Here is a 17,272-nt window from a genome sequence, read left to right as displayed (position 1 = left end):
TAGATTGGTATTAAAGTCCACTATTTAGACCTTTTGGTTCAATAGTATTATTATTGGAAATTTTTGTGAACGGAATAATCATAGGTACCTTTTTTTGGTATTCCTCATAGGTCTTGCCCAGTGCTTTTTTAAGGTCTTTTTCTTCTAGGAATTTCACGGCAACCAGAATATAACTAGTTGTTACTGCAGCAAATAAGAGATGGCCTATGGTCATTGTAGGTGTAGCCCAAAAAGCAATTATAAATCCTAACATTATTGGGTGACGTACCAATCCATAAAAATAATTTACTCTAAATGAAGGTTCTTTTGTAACCTTGTTTTTTAAATTGTCCACAATCTGGGTAAGACCAAAAAGTTCAAAGTGGCTGATCATAAATGTGGACAATAAAACAATTAACCAACTCATAAAATATACACCTTGTACAATCGTAGCCAAGATTACATTATCAACAGACCATACTATAGTGGTCATAGGCTGCCATTGCCAATAAATAAGTATAAGTGCCAAACTGGATAAAAGAATATAGGTACTCCGTTCTGCCGCTTTACCAATTATTTTAAACCACCAGTTCTTAAAAGCCGGTCTTGCCATGATACTATGTTGCAAAGCAAAAACACTAAGCAAAGCAATATTTATTAATAAAGCATAAATGGTATCTATTTCAATACCAGAATCTATGCTTTTTGGCACCCATAAATTATTGACGAAACCAATGGCATATAGAAATGCGATTAAAAAAATGATGTAAGCTAGAATACCGTAAATGAGGATGATGAATTTTTTCATGACATTATTGTTTTGGTTATATATTCCAAAACTAGCCATGCTTTTTCATTGATAATTCTACATTTCAACCAAACCCTATAACATTTCGTTCACTAAAAAAGAACAGAAGTTTTATCTAATTACTCTTTAAGTAGCTAGATGGCAGCATTTTATATTCCTTTTGAAAACATTTTGTAAAGTACGCAGCACTATTAAAACCCGTTTCAAAAGCTACTTCAGAAATATTAAGGTCCTTTTTTAGCAAAAGTTTAATGGCCTCTTTTAAACGATGCCTTTGAATTAAATTATTAGTGGAAGTCTGTAATAGACTTTTGGTTTTGCGGTATAATTGCGAAGTGCTCAGTCCCAAATGAGAACAGAAATCGTCTACTCCTAAATTGGGGTTTTGCCATTCGCTATCTAAATAATTCATTACATTGTTTAAAAACTCTTCTTCTTGGAAAAGAAGGGTTTTAAATAAAGTTGGATTTAATTTTTTGTTCTGATTTTCACTTTCATACAACTCTTTGACTTCTGTAGTTATTATGATGTGTGAATGTTGAATATCGGTTAAACGTTTGGCGGTTTTAATCGTTTCTTCAAAGAACCCATGATTTTGTGTAACAGGAACGCCTGCACCAACACCTATCCGAATTTGTTGTGTATCTGTTTTTATTGACTGATAACAATCTTTTAATTCTAATATACCGTTTAAAGCTTTGGTGGTAGATGTAAATGATATCAACAGATATTCATTATAACTATCAATAAGTCGACCTTCAAAATTTTCTATGATAGTATGTAATTGCTCCAAGATTTCTTTTTTTGGAGAAGTGGAATGTTGACCATCCATAAATTTAAGAACAGCCAAAATCCTGAACCCAGGATTATTAACAATATTTAGCTCTTTCTTTTGTGATTTACTAGGATCTTCAATACGTCCTAAAAAAGATTCAACAATGCTGGCATCTACCTCAATAATGGTATTGGGTACATCGCCATGTGCTTTGGTGTGCATTTCAACAATAGCTTCTTTACTTGGTGCTTCAACTAGGCAGAAAGCTGTACTTCTATCTTCATCAAACCAATAGCTAAGACCTTTACAGCAATATTTGTGCTGTATAGTTAAATCTTGGTTGTGTAGTTCGGCTACATCCTCAGCGGTTACTCCTTTAGACACATCGTGCCTATCCATATATATGGGCATTTGGTAAGTTTTACAAGGTTATTGCTCGTAAAAACCGGAGGATTATGTTTTGTAAGCCTTATAAATGTAAGGTTTTTTTATAGGTGATAGGTACTTAATTATCTGTAATTCAATATTTACCTGCAAAATAGCTCTTGAAAATAGATATTCTCACATGAATTAAATGGTAAAACGTTTAGCTGGGTAGTTACATTTCGTTTAGTAAAGCCTCAGTATCCGTTATCAATTGTGCTATAGAAGCCCGGTTGAGTCCGTTATAAATACCTCGTATATGCTTGTTTTTATCAATTAGCAGAAAGTTTTCAGTATGTAAGAAGTCATTGATATCCTTTGGAATACCTAAGTTGTTTTCCACAAAATATTCATTTCTTCCCAAGTTGTAAATTTCAGTTTTATCACCGGTCACCAAGTGCCATTTAGAATCAATAACTCCGTTCTTTTCAGCATATGTCTTCAATACAGAAACGGAATCGATTGACGGGGTTACGGAGTGCGATAAAATTGCAACCTCAGGGTTGTCTAAGAATGCCTCTTGTACCTTGGTCATATTATTTGTCATTTTTAAACAAATTCCTGGGCAAGTAGTAAAAAAGAAGTCCGTTATATAAACTTTATTTTCAAATGATTTTTGGGTTAAGGTATCCCCTAGCTGATTAACCAGTTTAAAATCGGGAATTTTATGAAATTGTTTTTCTTCCTTAGAATTTGGGGTCAACCAATGTGGCGTAAAAGACGCATCGTTATAATAGGGTAAATATGCAACCCTACTTGTTTCGGTCACTTGTATATTCTCCTTTTTAACGGTCTGTTTGCAAGCAGAAAAAAGCATTAAGGTAGCTATATAAAATATGGTCTTTTTCATAATGTTTCGTTTTCTGATCTAACCACAACTTCATCTTCTAATTGGTAGCAAGAATTTGCTCTTCGCAAACCAAATATGCGTCCGTTTTTAGCTTCATAATTGACATACAAAGTACCGTTTTGTAGCCAAGCTTTTTGTTGGCCCTCTTCCCTACCGTTGACCAATTGTCTTTCTTTTGCCAATTGGCCGTCTGCATACCATTTTTTCTCTATACCGTGCATCTTACCATTGACATAGTTGGCCTTTTGTGCTAGTTGTCCATTTTCCCACCAAGTTTTAAAAGAACCTTCAAGGCGATTGTTTTTATAATGGTATTCAACTCGGAGTACTTCATTAGCTGACCATCTTTTGGCAACTCCTTCTCTCTTTCCATTTACAAAACCCACCTTTTCCGCCAAAGAACCATTTTCATGTAAGGTTAAAGCATAACCATCATAAGGTGAGTTTTTGTAATACCAAGTACCTTCTAATTGATTTAGCTTTAATTCTTCTTTAAACTTGGTTTCTTGCTTGATCATTATTGGTTCATCAATCAATGCTTTAGGCTCAGTTGTATTTTTACAACCAACTTGAAAAATTATTATAAAACAAATAGTATGGAAATGGAACTTTTTCATATTTTAATATCCTTGGTAGGGCCCTGCAAATGCTAAATAAGACCCAGTGGTTGAATATACTTCGTTTATGATGTGGTAGTGATATTCTTCTTCACCATCAGTATATTGGGTTGTAGAAGTATGCCCGCCAGAAGTATCTAAATTTGTTGGATATTCCCCTGTTGAGCTGCATTTACGACCATATAGGAACACTCCGTCCAACAATATACCCACAAGGTTTTCGTCATCATCTGTAAAAGCTTTGGGCTCTAGGTGATAGTGATATACCCCCGGACCTATATGAGCGCCTGTCCAATCTAAGCTTGCGGCAGCTTGGTCTAATGGACCACCACCTTCTTGATCGTTAAAAATGGATGCTCCGCTAACCGCAATACCAATAGTATTAAAATTGGTTGAAACCGTACTGCCAGATAAATTTGGAGTAGCATCGACCCTTATAGTAGTCGCATTATTGTTGCTGGACATGATACTTGGTGTACGGGCTACATCAGGTTCCTCCTTGTAAAGGGTATTGCCTTCTCCCCAATACACGGTTTCATGGTTAGGTAGACCGGTAGTTTCTATGACCACCTCAGAACCATCCAAATAAACGGTGACCGCATCTGTGTTGAACGCACTATATGCCGCATGCAGCTGTGTTACCACGGGTTCATCTTCGTCGTTTTCATTCATTTCTTCTAAGGTGGTATCATCAATACTATCACTACTACATGCAATGAAGGAGATGAGCGGCAAACAAACCAGAATGGAAAGCGGCGCAATATTTTTTATCAGATTCTTTTTCATGTTACTTTTTATTAAAATTCATATGATATTTAAGGACTACACTATTGATATTGGTATTTGTGCATAATGCTTTCATGGGCACTTCTTAATTTTTAAAATTCTTTTATGTTAGATTTTTAAAGAACTTCTTAGAATTTTATAAACCCGCTGTTCTTTTGAAGAAGCAATTTAGTTTCTAGGTCTTCCCTTAGGTTTAGGGGCTTTTTCCAATTCTTCTTCGGTAATAAAACCATCCTTATCAAGGTCAATTTTATCAAAACCGTTTTGTAGAGGACCCTTCACTTCGTCTTTTGCAAGTTGGCCATCCTCATTTTTGTCCATCTGCTCTAAAAGTTCTTTAAAAGTGGGTGGTTCTCTACGTTCTCCTTTAGATTGTGCATTGGCGGCCAGGGTTCCTAAAGCGATCATTAAGGTGAACAATAAGCCAGTTTTTAATGTAATAAGTTTCATGTCTTTTTATTTTTAATATTGATATGTGAACCACAAAGATGAAAGAATCCTCAATGCAAAATGACGATTTTAAGTGTATACCGGTTAATTTTAAGTGAATGGGTTTTTTTATAGGGTGAATACTTAATTACCACGGTTATAAAAGGCTGATAATGACGTTAGTTTAAATTTTTATATCTTTTATTTGCAGCATGAAGCGACATAAAAATTTTATTTTTCATGGGGTATTGTGGGTATTCATTTGGGCAACCGCATGGTTATTTAATGGTGGTGAATTAGATTTTATGAGAGAAAATTGGCTCTCATTGATTTTTCAATTATTTGCCATTGCACTGTTGATTTATTTTGCAATACCCCATTTATTACTTAAGAAAAAATACTTGTTATTTTCAATTGCGCTTGTAGTAACCGTAATTGTGGTAACCCTTTTGCTGACCCAATTTACCCAAGTACCAAATATTGGTCCGGGATTTGGTCCTGGCCCAGGTCCCGGTCCCGGTCCCGGATTATCTCGCAACGCGGATAGTAGGCCACCTTTAAATGCTATTAGAAGGCCACCATCCAAATTTTTCATCAATCTATTATTGATTTCCATAGCTTGTGTAGTGGCCACTTTGGTAGAAATATTCTTGTTTGCTCAGCGTAAGGAAGAAGAAATTATAAAGAACAGAAATGAAAATTTACAAACCGAACTTAAATTTTTAAAATCACAGATTAATCCACATTTCTTGTTTAATTCTTTGAACAATATCTACGCACTATCAGCTATAGATGCCGGTAAAACCCAAGAAAGTATTAGTTATCTTTCAGATATGTTGCGGTATGTTCTTTATGAATGTGAGCAAGAGATAGTGCCGCTCTATAAGGAAATGGATTACATAAAGAACTACCTTCAACTTTTTTCCTTGAAGAGTAGTAAGTCCTACCCTATAACCACCCAATTTCATGCAGAGGATGCACAAGTACCCATAGCGCCTATGTTGCTGATACCGTTCTTGGAAAATGCCTTAAAACATAGCAACATTGAAAAAATTACAGGTACTTTTATTCGTATTTCCTTGACCGCCGATAAAAATCAGGTGAATTTTGAAATAGAAAATAGCAAGCCTAATTCACCACTGGTTACCGATGGTGTTGGTGGAATTGGAATTGACAATGTAAAAAAAAGATTGGCTATCCTTTATCCTAACCGGCATCTCTTAAAGATAGAGGATACGCCAGAATCGTTTAAAGTGAACTTAAAACTTCAATTAAATGCATAAAATAAATTGCTTGGTAGTAGATGATGAGGAATTGGCCCGTAGCTTGATCATTTCCTATGTGGACAAACTTGATTTTTTACATCTTGTAGGATCGGTAGAGAGTCCCCTTGAGGCCATGCAAATAATGAAAGAGCAGACCATAGATTTGCTTTTTTTGGATATTCAAATGCCAGAGTTAAAAGGAACGTCCTTTGCAAAGATGGTCCGTAATACTACCAAGATAATTTTTACCACCGCATATTCAGAATATGCATTGGAAGGTTATGAATTAAATGCGTTGGATTATCTCTTAAAACCAATAACATTTGAGCGATTCTTAACAGCAGTAAACAAAGTCAAGGATATAGAAAACAAAACCGTTTCTGAATGGTTCACCATAAAATCAGGTTATGACCTTCACAAAGTAAAATTTACAGATATCATTTATGTAGAAAGTGATAGTGAATATGTTACGTTTCACCTATCGGACAAAAAAATAATGAGCAATCAACGTTTAAAAACATTAGAACAAGAATTGCCAAGTACTCATTTTATTAGGGTACACAGGTCCTACATTATCAATAAAAATAGGGTAACGGGTCTTAAAGGTAGAGATGTTCTGCTTGGGGATATTTCTATTCCGGTAAGCGATTCTTACTATGAGAATGTAAAAAAAGAGGTGTTTTAACACCTTACTTTTCAAGAGCTATTTTAATTAATTATCTAAGTAACTTATACTAAAGGCGTTATATTTTTCAGTTGAAAATTGTGAATATCTAATACCTTTTTTTACAAAGTGAACTAAGGCTAAGACCTATATTTGCCTCCCCTAAAAAACATGATATGAGTGCAATTTGGTATGAGTGCAAGATTAAATATAGAAAACTGGATGAAGCTAGCGGAATGCTTAAGGTTAAGACAGAGCCATTTTTGGTTGATGCCATTTCCTATACCGAAGCAGAAAGTAGAATTACGCAAGAAATGTCCGCCTATTTAAGTGATAGTGAGGAAATAAAAATCACTAACATTAAGGTTGCCAATTACGCAGAAATACACCCTTTTGAAAATTCTGATAGGTGGTTCAAATCCAAAATATCCTTAATAGCCTTTGATGAGGAAAGTGGTAAGGAAAGAAAAACCAATCAATATTTATTGGTCCAGGCAAATGACGTAAAGGAGGCTTACGATAATACGGTAAGCGTAATGAAGGATACTATGGGAGATTATACCATACCGGCCATTATAGAATCACCAATAATGGATGTTTTCCCATATTTTTCAGGAGAAGAAGATGAACTGGAACGTATTCAAAAATTTACGGAACTAAAAGATTCCGTACCGGTAGAAGACGTTAATAAAGATGAATTGAACGAAAAAGAAGTAACCGTTTAATCATCATTTAGGGAAGTTCTGAACTCCCTAGGACTATATCCTTTAAGTTTTTTAAAGGTTCGGTTAAAATGAGATAAGCTCTCAAAACCGCAATCAAAAGCAATAGCCTGTATAGGTTTATCCGTTGTAGATAAATGTATACAGGCTAGTTCTATTCTGGATAAATTTAAAAATGTTATAAATGAGTGGCCTGTACTTTTTTTAAACCATCTACAAAAAGAGGGTCCCGTCATGTTTGCCTTTAACGCCATATCTTGAACGGTTAACTTATTTACAAGATTTTCAAGAATATAGCTCGTAATGATTTTTATTTTACTCCTGGATTTATGGGATACTATTTCTGGTATATACGATAAAGACGATAAATAGACCCTGTTTTCATCTTCAAATAATTGCTGTATAATATCTAATAAAGCAGCAGGTTGCATTGTTTTGGGTAAGGTACCAAAAGAGCATATTTTTTCTAAGAGATATGGACTTGGTTGAATAAATTGAATTCCCCTGGCGGCATCGGTGAAAAATGCTTTAAAAGGGTCACATTCTTTAAATGTTTCAAAAAGATTGCTTGGAAATTGTAAAACGCAAGCTTCTTGTTTTCCTGAAATATTATTTTTATGCGAAATGTAATTATGGGGTAAATTACTCCCCAATAACACCAGGTCTTTTGAACTGAAGTTACGTATACTATTACCTACAAAACGGGTACCACTACCCTTGGTGATCAAAGTAATTTCAAGTTCTGGGTGGTAATGCCAAAAGGGTATAAACTGTTCTTCTTTTAATTTAAAAAAACGAAAAGAGGAATTCGTTTCCACTAAATCTATCTTTTCTATAATTGGCTTCACAGAAACTTATTTTGTCTCATTATGTATTATATCGATAATAATAATGGTAATATACGCATAGTTTAAGGTAAAATTGAAAAATATATAATGTATTTATCAGGATATTTTTATGAAGTAAAAAATAGTTATATGACAATACCATCACTTTTAAATCAGGAATATACACTTACCCAAGAGCATTTAGACTTTTATGAGACCTATCGCTATATTAAATTAAAGCAGGTATTTGATGCCGAAACTATTTCGTTTTATAATGAAGTCATTACAAAAAAAGTAACTGAATTAACCAAAGAGAAACAGCCAATAGAAAAAAGAGATACCTATGGCAAGGCATTCATGCAGTTGTTTAATTTATGGCAAGAGGATGAGACCATTAAAACCTTGGTATTTTCCAAGCGACTTGCACAAATTGCAGCTGGGTTAATGCAAGTTAACGGGGTGCGCCTTTATCATGATCAGGCTTTGTTCAAAGAAGCAGGTGGCGGTATTACCCCTTGGCATGCCGATCAATATTATTGGCCATTGGCATCTGATAAAACGATCACGGCATGGATTCCCCTACAAAGCACACCACTATCCATGGGGCCTTTGGAGTTTAGCGCAGGTAGCCATGAAATTATGGAAGGTAGAGAACTGTCTATTAGTGATGAAAGTGAAAAAGTCATCCAAAACAGGCTTAAAGTAACTGATTTCAAACATATTGTAGAGCCTTTTGATTGTGGTGAAATAAGTTTTCATTCCGGTTGGGTGTTTCATCGTGCTGGAGCAAATACTACCCAAAATACACGTAAGGTCATGACGATCATCTATATGGATAAGGATATGAAATTAAAAAAACCGACCAATGACGGACAACAAAATGATTGGGATACCTGGTGCCCGGGAGCCAAAATTGGAGAAACCATTAATTCACCTTTAAATCCCCTTTTATATTGATTAAGCAATTTAATGAACTTGTAAATGTCATGGGGTGGATAAAGAGTAAAAAAAAGAGGGCTAACTAGCCCTCTTTCACTATACAATTAAAGAAATTTATTTGGTCATCAACACATCGTTAATAATGTGAATAATTCCGTTAGAGGCATTTACGTTACCTAGAACAATTTCACTTTTATTCCCTTTTTCATCTTTTAAGATAATCTTGTCATTTTTCATACTGGCAGTAATTTCATTGCCACTTACTGTTTCAAAAGCGTATTTTCCGTTTGCTCCTTTAATGGCGTCTACTAATTTATCTGATGTAATTTTTCCGGAAACCACATGGTATTGCAACACTTTTGTCAAAAGCTCCTTATTTTCAGCCTTTCCCAATTCAGCAATCGACATATTTTTGGGCAATTTCTCAAATGCGTTGTTAGAAGGTGCAAATACGGTATAATTACCGGGTTCAGATAACATGGTCTCCAAATTTGCGGCCTTTACGGCAGATAATAAAGTTGAAAGCTCTTCATTCTTATCCGCTATACCTGCAATACTAGTTGCCTTCATTTCTTTTTTCTTGGCTTCTAATTTGGCCTTTTCGGCATCTGCCTTGATTTTAGCTTCGTCCATGGCTATACTATTTTCCATTTCTTTCTTTTCGGCATCTATCTTGGCTTGATCTTTACAAGAGTTCAACGCAAACAATACCATACTTAAACAAACGATATACTTTAAATTTTTAAATATCATAATTTCTTGTTTTTAGATTTTATTATCATAATAAATACGTAAGAACTTTTACAACGGTTTGCAAAAAGAAAAGATGTTGTGCTAATGTTTAGTTAAACAATGGTTATATTAGTTAAATGAATATTAAGAAAAGGGTATCAAAACAATCTATAGTAAGAAAATACACACATATATTAAGCTTTCACAACATAAATTGCGATAATAAAGATTAAGGCGCTATATTTATTTTGTAATTCCCCTAATTGCAATGAAGTTTTTTACATTCCCATGTTTTTTGCAAAAGTATCTGCTGTTCGTAGTAGTTCAAATATTCTTACTTACCTCCTGTTTTTCACAATCAACACAGAAAATACTTACCCAAATAGAGGAGTTAAAAGCTGAAAAAGGTTTTAATCCAGAAAGTCCGGCTTATATTGATGTATTGATGGACCTGGCAAAGGCGTATAAATATAAGAATGTTGATAGTATGTTCTTACTGTCTAACCAGGGATTAAAACTAAGCAAGAAAGGCAATTACAAAAAAGGAGAGGGTTTTGCATATTTAAATTTAGGAGATTATTATGCTCAAATAGACAATGATATAAAGTATAAAGAATATTACGAAAAAGCTATTGATTTAGCTGATGAATATTCATATACGAATTTAAAAATCAATGTTTTAAATAATTATGCAACCAACCTTTCCATAAAAGGTGAAGTTGACAAGGCGTTAGAGTATTATTTGGAAGGTATAGAACTTGGTAAGAAAATCCAGGATAACAAAATGCTACCCATTTTATATGATAATATAGCCGTTATGTATACTGGGTTAAAAGATTTTGAAACTGCTTTGGTATTTAATGACTATTCCCTTCGTATTAGTGAAAATGGTAAGAATAAATTTACAATGGCTAAAACGTTGAGTAATAAGAGTTATGCCTATGCTTTCTTACATCAATTTGAAGAAGCCGAAAATGCTTTAAAAAAGGCGATACCCATATTTATTGAAGAAGATCAAATGGATTGGCTTTCCTTTTGTTATGAAGTAAAGGGAATCATTGCCTTAGAAAAGAAAAAGTATAAAGATGCCTTGGAATGGTTTATGGAAAGTAATTTGCTTTGTAAGGATCTGGATTACTTTCGTGGAACAATTATTACGAATAACGGTTTGGCCGAGGCTTATATAGGTTTAGGTCAAATAGATTCGGCAGAGCATTATGCTTTAAAAACCTATAAGGCGGCTAGTATGACACGCTACCCGGAAGTTTTGATGATGTCGGCAAAAATGCTCTCCCATATCAATAGAGAAAAGGGAAATTTTAAAATGTCCTTGAACTATCAAGATCAGTATGTGGCGCTTTCCGATAAAATTGGTACTGAAAATTTTAAAAAAGGTTTGGCAATGCTCCGTAGCTATCAGAACTTTGAAGCTCAGAAAAAACAGATTGTTGATGAAAAAAATAGAGAACTCGCAAGTCAGCAAACATTGACCTATTTAGCCTTGGCAGGCCTATTGATATTGATTGTCATGCTGGCCCTTATTTATAGAAATTTTAAAATACAAGGGAGATTTAATGGTATTTTACGTAAAAAACAGGAAATATTGGTTAATAGGGAATTACAGCTCAAGGAGAGTAATAACACCAAGGATAAGTTATTTTCATTAATCGCACATGATTTAAGGGGGCCAATACATTCTTTTCACGGACTTATGCAATTCTATGTGCACGGTCAAATGACCAAGGAAGAAACAGATAAATTTTTACCTGTGGCATTACAGGATTTAAGTGCAATAGCAGATATGTTGGATAACCTTTTGGTTTGGGGCAAAACGCAAATTAATGGCGCCAAGCCCGAGCCGAAAAATATTAGTATCAATGATTTAATTGAAAATAATATACGCCTTTTAAAACCTTTGGCAGATAAGAAAGCTATAAAAATCAGTACTGTGGCGCAAAAGAATTTGGTTAGTTATAGTGATAATGCAAATGTTGATATTGTACTGCGTAACCTTATTGGCAACGCAATAAAATTTACCCATAAAAATGGAGAAATTACCATTAACGCGATGGAACGGGATGAAGAATTGGTACTTTCCGTAAAGGATAATGGCGTAGGTATGTCTGCAGAAAAACAGCATAATTTATTCAATAAGAACAATTACGAATCTACCTATGGCACCAACAATGAAAAAGGTACAGGAATAGGACTTTTTTTATGTAAGGAAATGGTAGAAATAAATGGTGGTAGAATTTGGATAAATAGTGTTATAGATAAGGGATCTACAATATATTTTACCGTTCCTAAAAAGAATATAAAGTTGAGAAAGGCCATTTAAATAAAAAATCCACCAAAACCATAAGGTTTCAGTGGATTTGTCCCATATATAACCATTTAATTACACGGGAATTTTATCTACCAATGTGCGTCTTTCCCAATTTCTGTGCTTGGCAATGCTTTTTACAAAATTTGATGGTTCATCATTGATATGAACAGCATCATCATTTTTATGCTCTTTTACAAAGGTATTGTCCAATACATTTTCTCCTTCATCATCAGTAGCAATGGCCTTACAATATTTAAAGCTTTCATTAATGAATTTGATGAACTTACCATTGTCCATAATAGCATTGACTGATTTTTCGCCCCCTGGAATATAGATGGCGTCAAACAATACACTTTCAGTGGTTGCAATGGCAGCATCAACTTTGTGTTTCATACCTTCACCGCAAGTTATGGTACCTCCATGTGGGGCTACAATTTTTACCATGGCACCTTCCTTATCCAATGTCTCTGACATGGATTTAAAATTTTTCATACTAAACCCATCTGCGGCCAAAACGGCAATTTGCCTTGTAGCTATACTATCAAATTTAGTATTGGCCATACTTAGTGCTTCAGATTTATCCAAGTAATTTTTCTTAGCACCCGGTTGGTGTTTGTCCGCATCGGCATCTGCACCAATGGCCTGGTTAATAGGTCTTTCTATATCCTTAGGTATATCCATTCCTAAACCTTCAGCAACTTTATCGGCTAAATCATCATCAATCTGGGCAATAATCCAAAGCATACGTTCTTTAATATGGTCGTGATTACATTTGCCCAGTTCAAATGTATACGCAGCGGCAACATGTTCTTTTTCCCAATCTGCTAAACTTCTATAAAACAAAGCCGGTTGTGAAAAATGGTCGCTAAAACTTTCGCTTCTTGTACGTATTTTTTTAGCATCGATTCGCTCTTCATAAGAATGGAATCCGCCTTCTGCCATTTTTGATAGATGTGGGCAACCACCACTTAAGCTATTGGGGAAATAGGCGGTTTGTCCTTTTGGTATTTCCATTTGCATATGAGCATCTCGTTGGTTGTTATGTGTTTCAACGACAGGTCTATTAATAGGAATCTGATGAAAGTTTGGACTTCCTAATCTGGACAATTGAGTATCACGGTAAGAAAATAACCTACCTTGTAACAAAGGATCGTTCGTGAAATCGATACCAGGAACAATATGTCCCGGTAAAAATGCCACTTGCTCCGTTTCCGCAAAGAAATTATCCGGATTTCTGTTCAATGTCATTTTTCCTATAATTTTAACGGGAACCATTTCTTCCGGTATTAATTTAGTAGGATCTAGCAGGTCAAAGTCAAACTTATGTTCATCTTTTTCCGGAACCACTTGTATACCCAATTCCCATTCAGGATATTGTCCGGCTTCAATAGCGTCCCATAAATCCCTTCTATGAAAATCAGGATCGGCACCGTTGATCTTAACTGCCTCGTCCCAAGTTACGGAGTGTACACCCAAGGTTGGTTTCCAATGAAATTTAACAAAATGGGCTTCTCCTTTGTCATTGATCAGTCTAAAGGTATGTATACCAAAACCTTCCATCATACGGTAACTTCTAGGAATGGCACGGTCGCTCATGACCCAAATATGGTTGTGCAAGGTTTCCGTGGCCAAAGAGACGAAGTCATAAAATGTATCATGAGCAGAGGCCGCTTGTGGAATTTCCTTATTTGGTTCCGGTTTAACGGAATGGATAAGGTCTGGGAACTTCATTGCATCTTGAATAAAGAATATTGGCATGTTGTTACCAACAAGGTCCCAAGTTCCTTCTTCCGTATAGAATTTTACTGCAAACCCCCTAACATCCCTTGCAAGATCTGGCGACCCTTTAGAACCGGCCACTGTTGAAAAACGTACGAAAACCGGTGTTTTTCTAGCGGTATCCGTAAAAATTCCTGCCTTACTGTATTCCTCTATACTTTCGTACAGCTCAAAATAACCGTGGGCGGCACTACCTCTGGCGTGTACTATACGTTCTGGAATACGTTCATGATCAAAACTTGTAATTTTCTCCCTTAATAGAAAGTCCTCTAATAAGGTAGATCCACGTTCTCCAGATTTTAAGCTGTTGTTGGTATCGTTCACCTTTAACCCTTGGTTAGTAGTCAAAGGTTTGTTTTTCATATCTTTTTTATTCTGCTCAAGATCCTGTATTTTTTTTGATGCTGATTCTTTATTTTTCATAGTGTAAGATTGTTTGTTTTAACCGAGTCTAAAACTAGCGGTAAAATCAGACGAGCTTTTGCTGTTTCAACTATAAAACATGCTCATATAAATAATTTACTTAAATTTTAAGTTGATGAGCTGTTGTAAAAGACTATGAAATGTAGCCTTGGATTTTAAATTACTAATAGAATTGTATCTATGCGAATTTTAATTTTTTGGTGTGATGTAATTAATATGTGATGGCTACTATCTTAAATTGGCGTTGCTCCTTGGCCAATTGTAAAATAACAGTGTCCCCTACTTTTTTACCGTTCAACATTTTTGCTATGGGTGATACATATGAAATTTTGTTGATTGCTATATTACTTTCGTCCACACCAACTATTTGGTAGCTATTGACCGTTTTACTTTCATTAATTTTAACCGAAACTTTTGCTCCAAAACGTACAGTGTCCAAAATTTGGTCCTTAAAGTCGATTAATTTGGCACTGGCTATACGCTCGTTTAAAAGTCCAAGTTTAGCATTGATGAAATTGACCATTATCCTGCGTTCTTTTTCATCGGATATTTCTAGTTGTTCAATTTCATTTATCAACGCTTTTTTCTCTGTTTGTAGTTCTAGGTACCCATTTGGGGTTACATAATTTATGGCACCATTAGGTAAATGTGCTCTTGGCGGTACCATAGGTATTTCTTCTTGATCCTCTTCCCTAACAAAACCTCTACTCATAAATATCGTTTTAATACAACATACCGTTTGCTGGCTATTAATTGTAATGGCATTGCTAGTATTTTTACTCTAATCAATTAACGTACTGCTATTTAATTGTTATATGTTTTAGGAAGAACCTTTATTACATGGGTAGAATTGCTATATTTAAATTCACTTTACTTAACAACAAAATTTAAAACCATGAGCACTAGAAGAAAATTTTTAGAAAAAATTACGGCTACCTCTGTAGCCCTACCTTTACTATATAGTCCTGTTAACTTATTTGCAGCTTCTGAAGAGCCCTGTGAGGGCCCGGTACTAAAAGTTGCCATTATGGGGTTGGGAAGTTACGGTACAAGGGTTGCAGAAGCTATGCAGGCCTGTAAAAGGGCCAAGTTGGTGGGTGTAATTAGCGGTACCCCATCTAAGATTAAAAAATGGCAATCTAAATATGGTATACCAGAAAAGAACTGTTACAACTATGAAAATTTTGATGCCATAAAAGATAATGCCGATATAGATGCGGTATACGTCATTACCCCAAACGGATTACATAAAGACCAGAGTATACGTGTTGCCAAAGCTGGAAAACATGTTATCTGTGAAAAGCCTATGGGTGTAAATGCCCAAGAAGGACAAGAAATGGTAGATGCTTGTAAAGCGGCCAACGTTAAATTGTTGATCGGCTATAGAATGCATTTTGAGCCTAAAACCGTTGCAGTTATTAAAATGCGTAAAGAAGGTAAGTTTGGAGACGTTAAATTCTTTCAAGGACAATCTGGTTTCACTATAGGTGACCCCAACCAATGGAGACTGGATAAAGAATTATCTGGTGGTGGGGCAATGATGGATATTGGTATTTATTCCATTAACGGCGCCAGATATATGTTGGGAGAAGAGCCTATTTGGGTAACCGCACAGGAAACCAAAACCAATCCGGAAAAATTTAAAGAAGGCATAGACGAGACCATACAGTTTCAAATGGGATTTCCTAGCGGTGCAGTTGCAAACTGTTTAAGTACATATAATATGAACCATCTAGACCGGTTTTTTATGACCGGTAGCAAAGGATTTGTGGAGATGAAACCATCTACTGGTTATGGACCTATAGAAGGAAAAACACATGAAGGACCTTTAACACAACCGCACATGACCCATCAAACATTACAGATGGATGGAATGGCTGCCATTATTTATAATGGCACAGCACCTATTGTTCCTGTAGACGGAGAAGAAGGAGTTAAGGATATGAAAATAATAGATGCCATTTTTAAAGCCGCCAAGACAGGTGATAAAGTCATGTTATAGCAAACATTGTTTTAATATTCCATAATTTCTATGGTTTTAAAATCTATTGGGTGGCTGTTGGACTGTAAGGAAATATAGCCACCTTTTACTTTTGTATCATCACCGTTCATTAATGATTTGGCCGTTTCATTTTCAGGGTTATAAGTGGGATTGGCATATCTTAATATTTCCTCGCCATTTACATAATGAACAATTTCCCCATTATTAACGTCAATTTCTGCCGTGACCCATTGATCACCATGAAACGTTTTAGGAACATCCGCAGGAATACATGTAGTAGTATTTTGAGCTCCTTTATGTTCTATGAACATTCCGTTGGTACAAGCAGCACCCAAGGGTCTGTCTTCTTTGCCATTTCCTCCATGAAAATTATATTCTAAACACACCGGAAATGCTTGATCCATTTTTTGAGTTGCAGGGGGTTGACCATGAAATTGAATTCCACTATCCCGATATCCCCAAGATGGTGCTCCTGGGGCTGTTTCACCAACAAATCTATAGGTGACTTTAAGTCTATAGTCCGTAAAATGTTTATCATAATATACCGTTCCAAAACGGTTGTTGAATTCCGGTCCGTAGGCATCATAACGTATTTTAAGAATGCTGTCTTCTACGCGTAACGTATTGCCAAAATTCTCTCCCAAGGGATGTCCGGGTATTTTAATGGTCCACCCGGTCAAATCCGTACCATTGAACAATGAAACCCATTTGGGCGAGGTTTTTTCGGTGACCGTATAGGTTTGATCTTTATTATTATTTTTTTTCTTGGTATTGCAAGAAGTAAAAAGTAATAGGCACATTGTAAATGCCATACTAATTGAACGTATGCTTTTTAAAATCATAGTAATGTCTTGTATTCCTTATAATTAAAAGTAACAAAAAAAGGTATGCTTTTACACATACCTTACTATATACCTTTGCAATTG

The 17,272-nt window shown here is 35.3% G+C and carries 17 protein-coding genes; 6 read left to right on the top strand and 11 right to left on the bottom strand.

Annotated features, from left to right (window positions below; all coding sequences use genetic code 11):
- Positions 1–10 precede the first annotated feature (10 nt).
- The 6 genes from mddA to ABVM52_RS16930 form a co-directional block, all read right to left on the bottom strand.
- Positions 11–787 carry a methanethiol S-methyltransferase gene (mddA, locus tag ABVM52_RS16955; protein WP_405382259.1) on the bottom strand — a complete coding sequence of 259 codons (777 nt, stop codon included), beginning with the start codon at positions 785–787 and terminating at the stop codon, positions 11–13.
- Positions 788–902: 115 nt separating this feature from the next.
- Entirely contained in the window at positions 903–1,973 is a 1,071-nt protein-coding gene (locus ABVM52_RS16950; RefSeq protein WP_405382258.1) for a nickel-binding protein, read from the bottom strand.
- Between the two features lie 187 nt (positions 1,974–2,160).
- Positions 2,161–2,835, bottom strand: a complete 675-nt coding sequence (locus ABVM52_RS16945; protein ID WP_405382257.1) for an SCO family protein — start codon at positions 2,833–2,835, stop codon at positions 2,161–2,163.
- Positions 2,832–3,452: a toxin-antitoxin system YwqK family antitoxin gene (locus ABVM52_RS16940; protein ID WP_405382256.1), complete on the bottom strand. Its 621-nt coding sequence runs from the start codon at positions 3,450–3,452 to the stop codon at positions 2,832–2,834. The genes ABVM52_RS16945 and ABVM52_RS16940 overlap by 4 nt, the downstream gene beginning before the upstream one ends.
- A 3-nt stretch (positions 3,453–3,455) precedes the next feature.
- Positions 3,456–4,238: a YHYH protein gene (locus tag ABVM52_RS16935; RefSeq protein ID WP_405382255.1), complete on the bottom strand. Its 783-nt coding sequence runs from the start codon at positions 4,236–4,238 to the stop codon at positions 3,456–3,458.
- A 168-nt stretch (positions 4,239–4,406) separates the two neighbouring features.
- Positions 4,407–4,688, bottom strand: a complete 282-nt coding sequence (locus ABVM52_RS16930; RefSeq protein ID WP_405382254.1) for an EF-hand domain-containing protein — start codon at positions 4,686–4,688, stop codon at positions 4,407–4,409.
- 191 nt (positions 4,689–4,879) lie between these two features.
- On the opposite strand from ABVM52_RS16930, the gene ABVM52_RS16925 reads away from it, so the two are divergent.
- The 3 genes from ABVM52_RS16925 to ABVM52_RS16915 all read left to right on the top strand — a co-directional run bounded on the left by ABVM52_RS16925 (position 4,880) and on the right by ABVM52_RS16915 (position 7,321).
- Positions 4,880–5,950 carry a sensor histidine kinase gene (locus tag ABVM52_RS16925; RefSeq protein ID WP_405382253.1) on the top strand — a complete coding sequence of 357 codons (1,071 nt, stop codon included), beginning with the start codon at positions 4,880–4,882 and terminating at the stop codon, positions 5,948–5,950.
- Positions 5,943–6,617: a LytR/AlgR family response regulator transcription factor gene (locus ABVM52_RS16920; RefSeq protein ID WP_405382252.1), complete on the top strand. Its 675-nt coding sequence runs from the start codon at positions 5,943–5,945 to the stop codon at positions 6,615–6,617. Before ABVM52_RS16925 ends, ABVM52_RS16920 begins: the two co-directional genes overlap by 8 nt.
- A gap of 155 nt (positions 6,618–6,772) precedes the next feature.
- A complete protein-coding gene (locus ABVM52_RS16915; RefSeq protein ID WP_405382251.1) occupies positions 6,773–7,321 on the top strand; it encodes a DUF4494 domain-containing protein in 549 nt (182 codons plus the stop codon).
- Here ABVM52_RS16915 and ABVM52_RS16910 read toward each other — a convergent pair.
- On the bottom strand, positions 7,318–8,166 hold the full coding sequence (locus ABVM52_RS16910; RefSeq protein WP_405382250.1) for an AraC family transcriptional regulator: 849 nt from the start codon (positions 8,164–8,166) through the stop codon (positions 7,318–7,320). The two genes, ABVM52_RS16915 and ABVM52_RS16910, sit on opposite strands and share 4 nt — an antisense overlap.
- Before the next feature lie 129 nt (positions 8,167–8,295).
- Between ABVM52_RS16910 and ABVM52_RS16905 the strand changes: the two genes are divergently transcribed.
- Complete coding sequence (locus tag ABVM52_RS16905) at positions 8,296–9,102, top strand: phytanoyl-CoA dioxygenase family protein (RefSeq protein ID WP_405382249.1); 807 nt, start codon at positions 8,296–8,298, stop codon at positions 9,100–9,102.
- A 96-nt stretch (positions 9,103–9,198) separates the two neighbouring features.
- Here ABVM52_RS16905 and ABVM52_RS16900 read toward each other — a convergent pair whose 3' ends face one another.
- Positions 9,199–9,837, bottom strand: a complete 639-nt coding sequence (locus tag ABVM52_RS16900; protein WP_405382248.1) for a fasciclin domain-containing protein — start codon at positions 9,835–9,837, stop codon at positions 9,199–9,201.
- Between the two features lie 274 nt (positions 9,838–10,111).
- On the opposite strand from ABVM52_RS16900, the gene ABVM52_RS16895 reads away from it, so the two are divergent.
- Positions 10,112–12,154, top strand: coding sequence for an ATP-binding protein (locus tag ABVM52_RS16895; RefSeq protein ID WP_405382247.1), 2,043 nt, complete (start codon positions 10,112–10,114; stop codon positions 12,152–12,154).
- Positions 12,155–12,214: 60 nt separating this feature from the next.
- On the opposite strand, the gene ABVM52_RS16890 is transcribed toward ABVM52_RS16895, so the two are convergent.
- Both ABVM52_RS16890 and ABVM52_RS16885 read right to left on the bottom strand, forming a co-directional pair.
- Positions 12,215–14,344 carry a catalase gene (locus tag ABVM52_RS16890; protein ID WP_405382246.1) on the bottom strand — a complete coding sequence of 710 codons (2,130 nt, stop codon included), beginning with the start codon at positions 14,342–14,344 and terminating at the stop codon, positions 12,215–12,217.
- Between the two features lie 211 nt (positions 14,345–14,555).
- Positions 14,556–15,056, bottom strand: coding sequence for a GreA/GreB family elongation factor (locus ABVM52_RS16885; protein WP_405382245.1), 501 nt, complete (start codon positions 15,054–15,056; stop codon positions 14,556–14,558).
- Between the two features lie 183 nt (positions 15,057–15,239).
- Here ABVM52_RS16885 and ABVM52_RS16880 point away from each other — a divergent pair, with 183 nt between their 5' ends.
- On the top strand, positions 15,240–16,346 hold the full coding sequence (locus ABVM52_RS16880) for a Gfo/Idh/MocA family protein (RefSeq protein ID WP_405382244.1): 1,107 nt from the start codon (positions 15,240–15,242) through the stop codon (positions 16,344–16,346).
- A gap of 11 nt (positions 16,347–16,357) precedes the next feature.
- On the opposite strand, the gene ABVM52_RS16875 is transcribed toward ABVM52_RS16880, so the two are convergent.
- The gene (locus ABVM52_RS16875; RefSeq protein WP_405382243.1) at positions 16,358–17,158 is read right to left on the bottom strand and encodes a DUF1080 domain-containing protein; all 801 of its coding nucleotides are present in this window, start codon (positions 17,156–17,158) and stop codon (positions 16,358–16,360) included.
- Positions 17,159–17,272: the final 114 nt, after the last annotated feature.

The organism is Maribacter sp. LLG6340-A2 (assembly GCF_045057105.1).
GTDB lineage: Bacteria > Bacteroidota > Bacteroidia > Flavobacteriales > Flavobacteriaceae > Maribacter.
The sequence above is the reverse complement of the archived record's forward strand: the minus strand, read 5'-3'. Positions and strand labels throughout refer to the sequence as shown.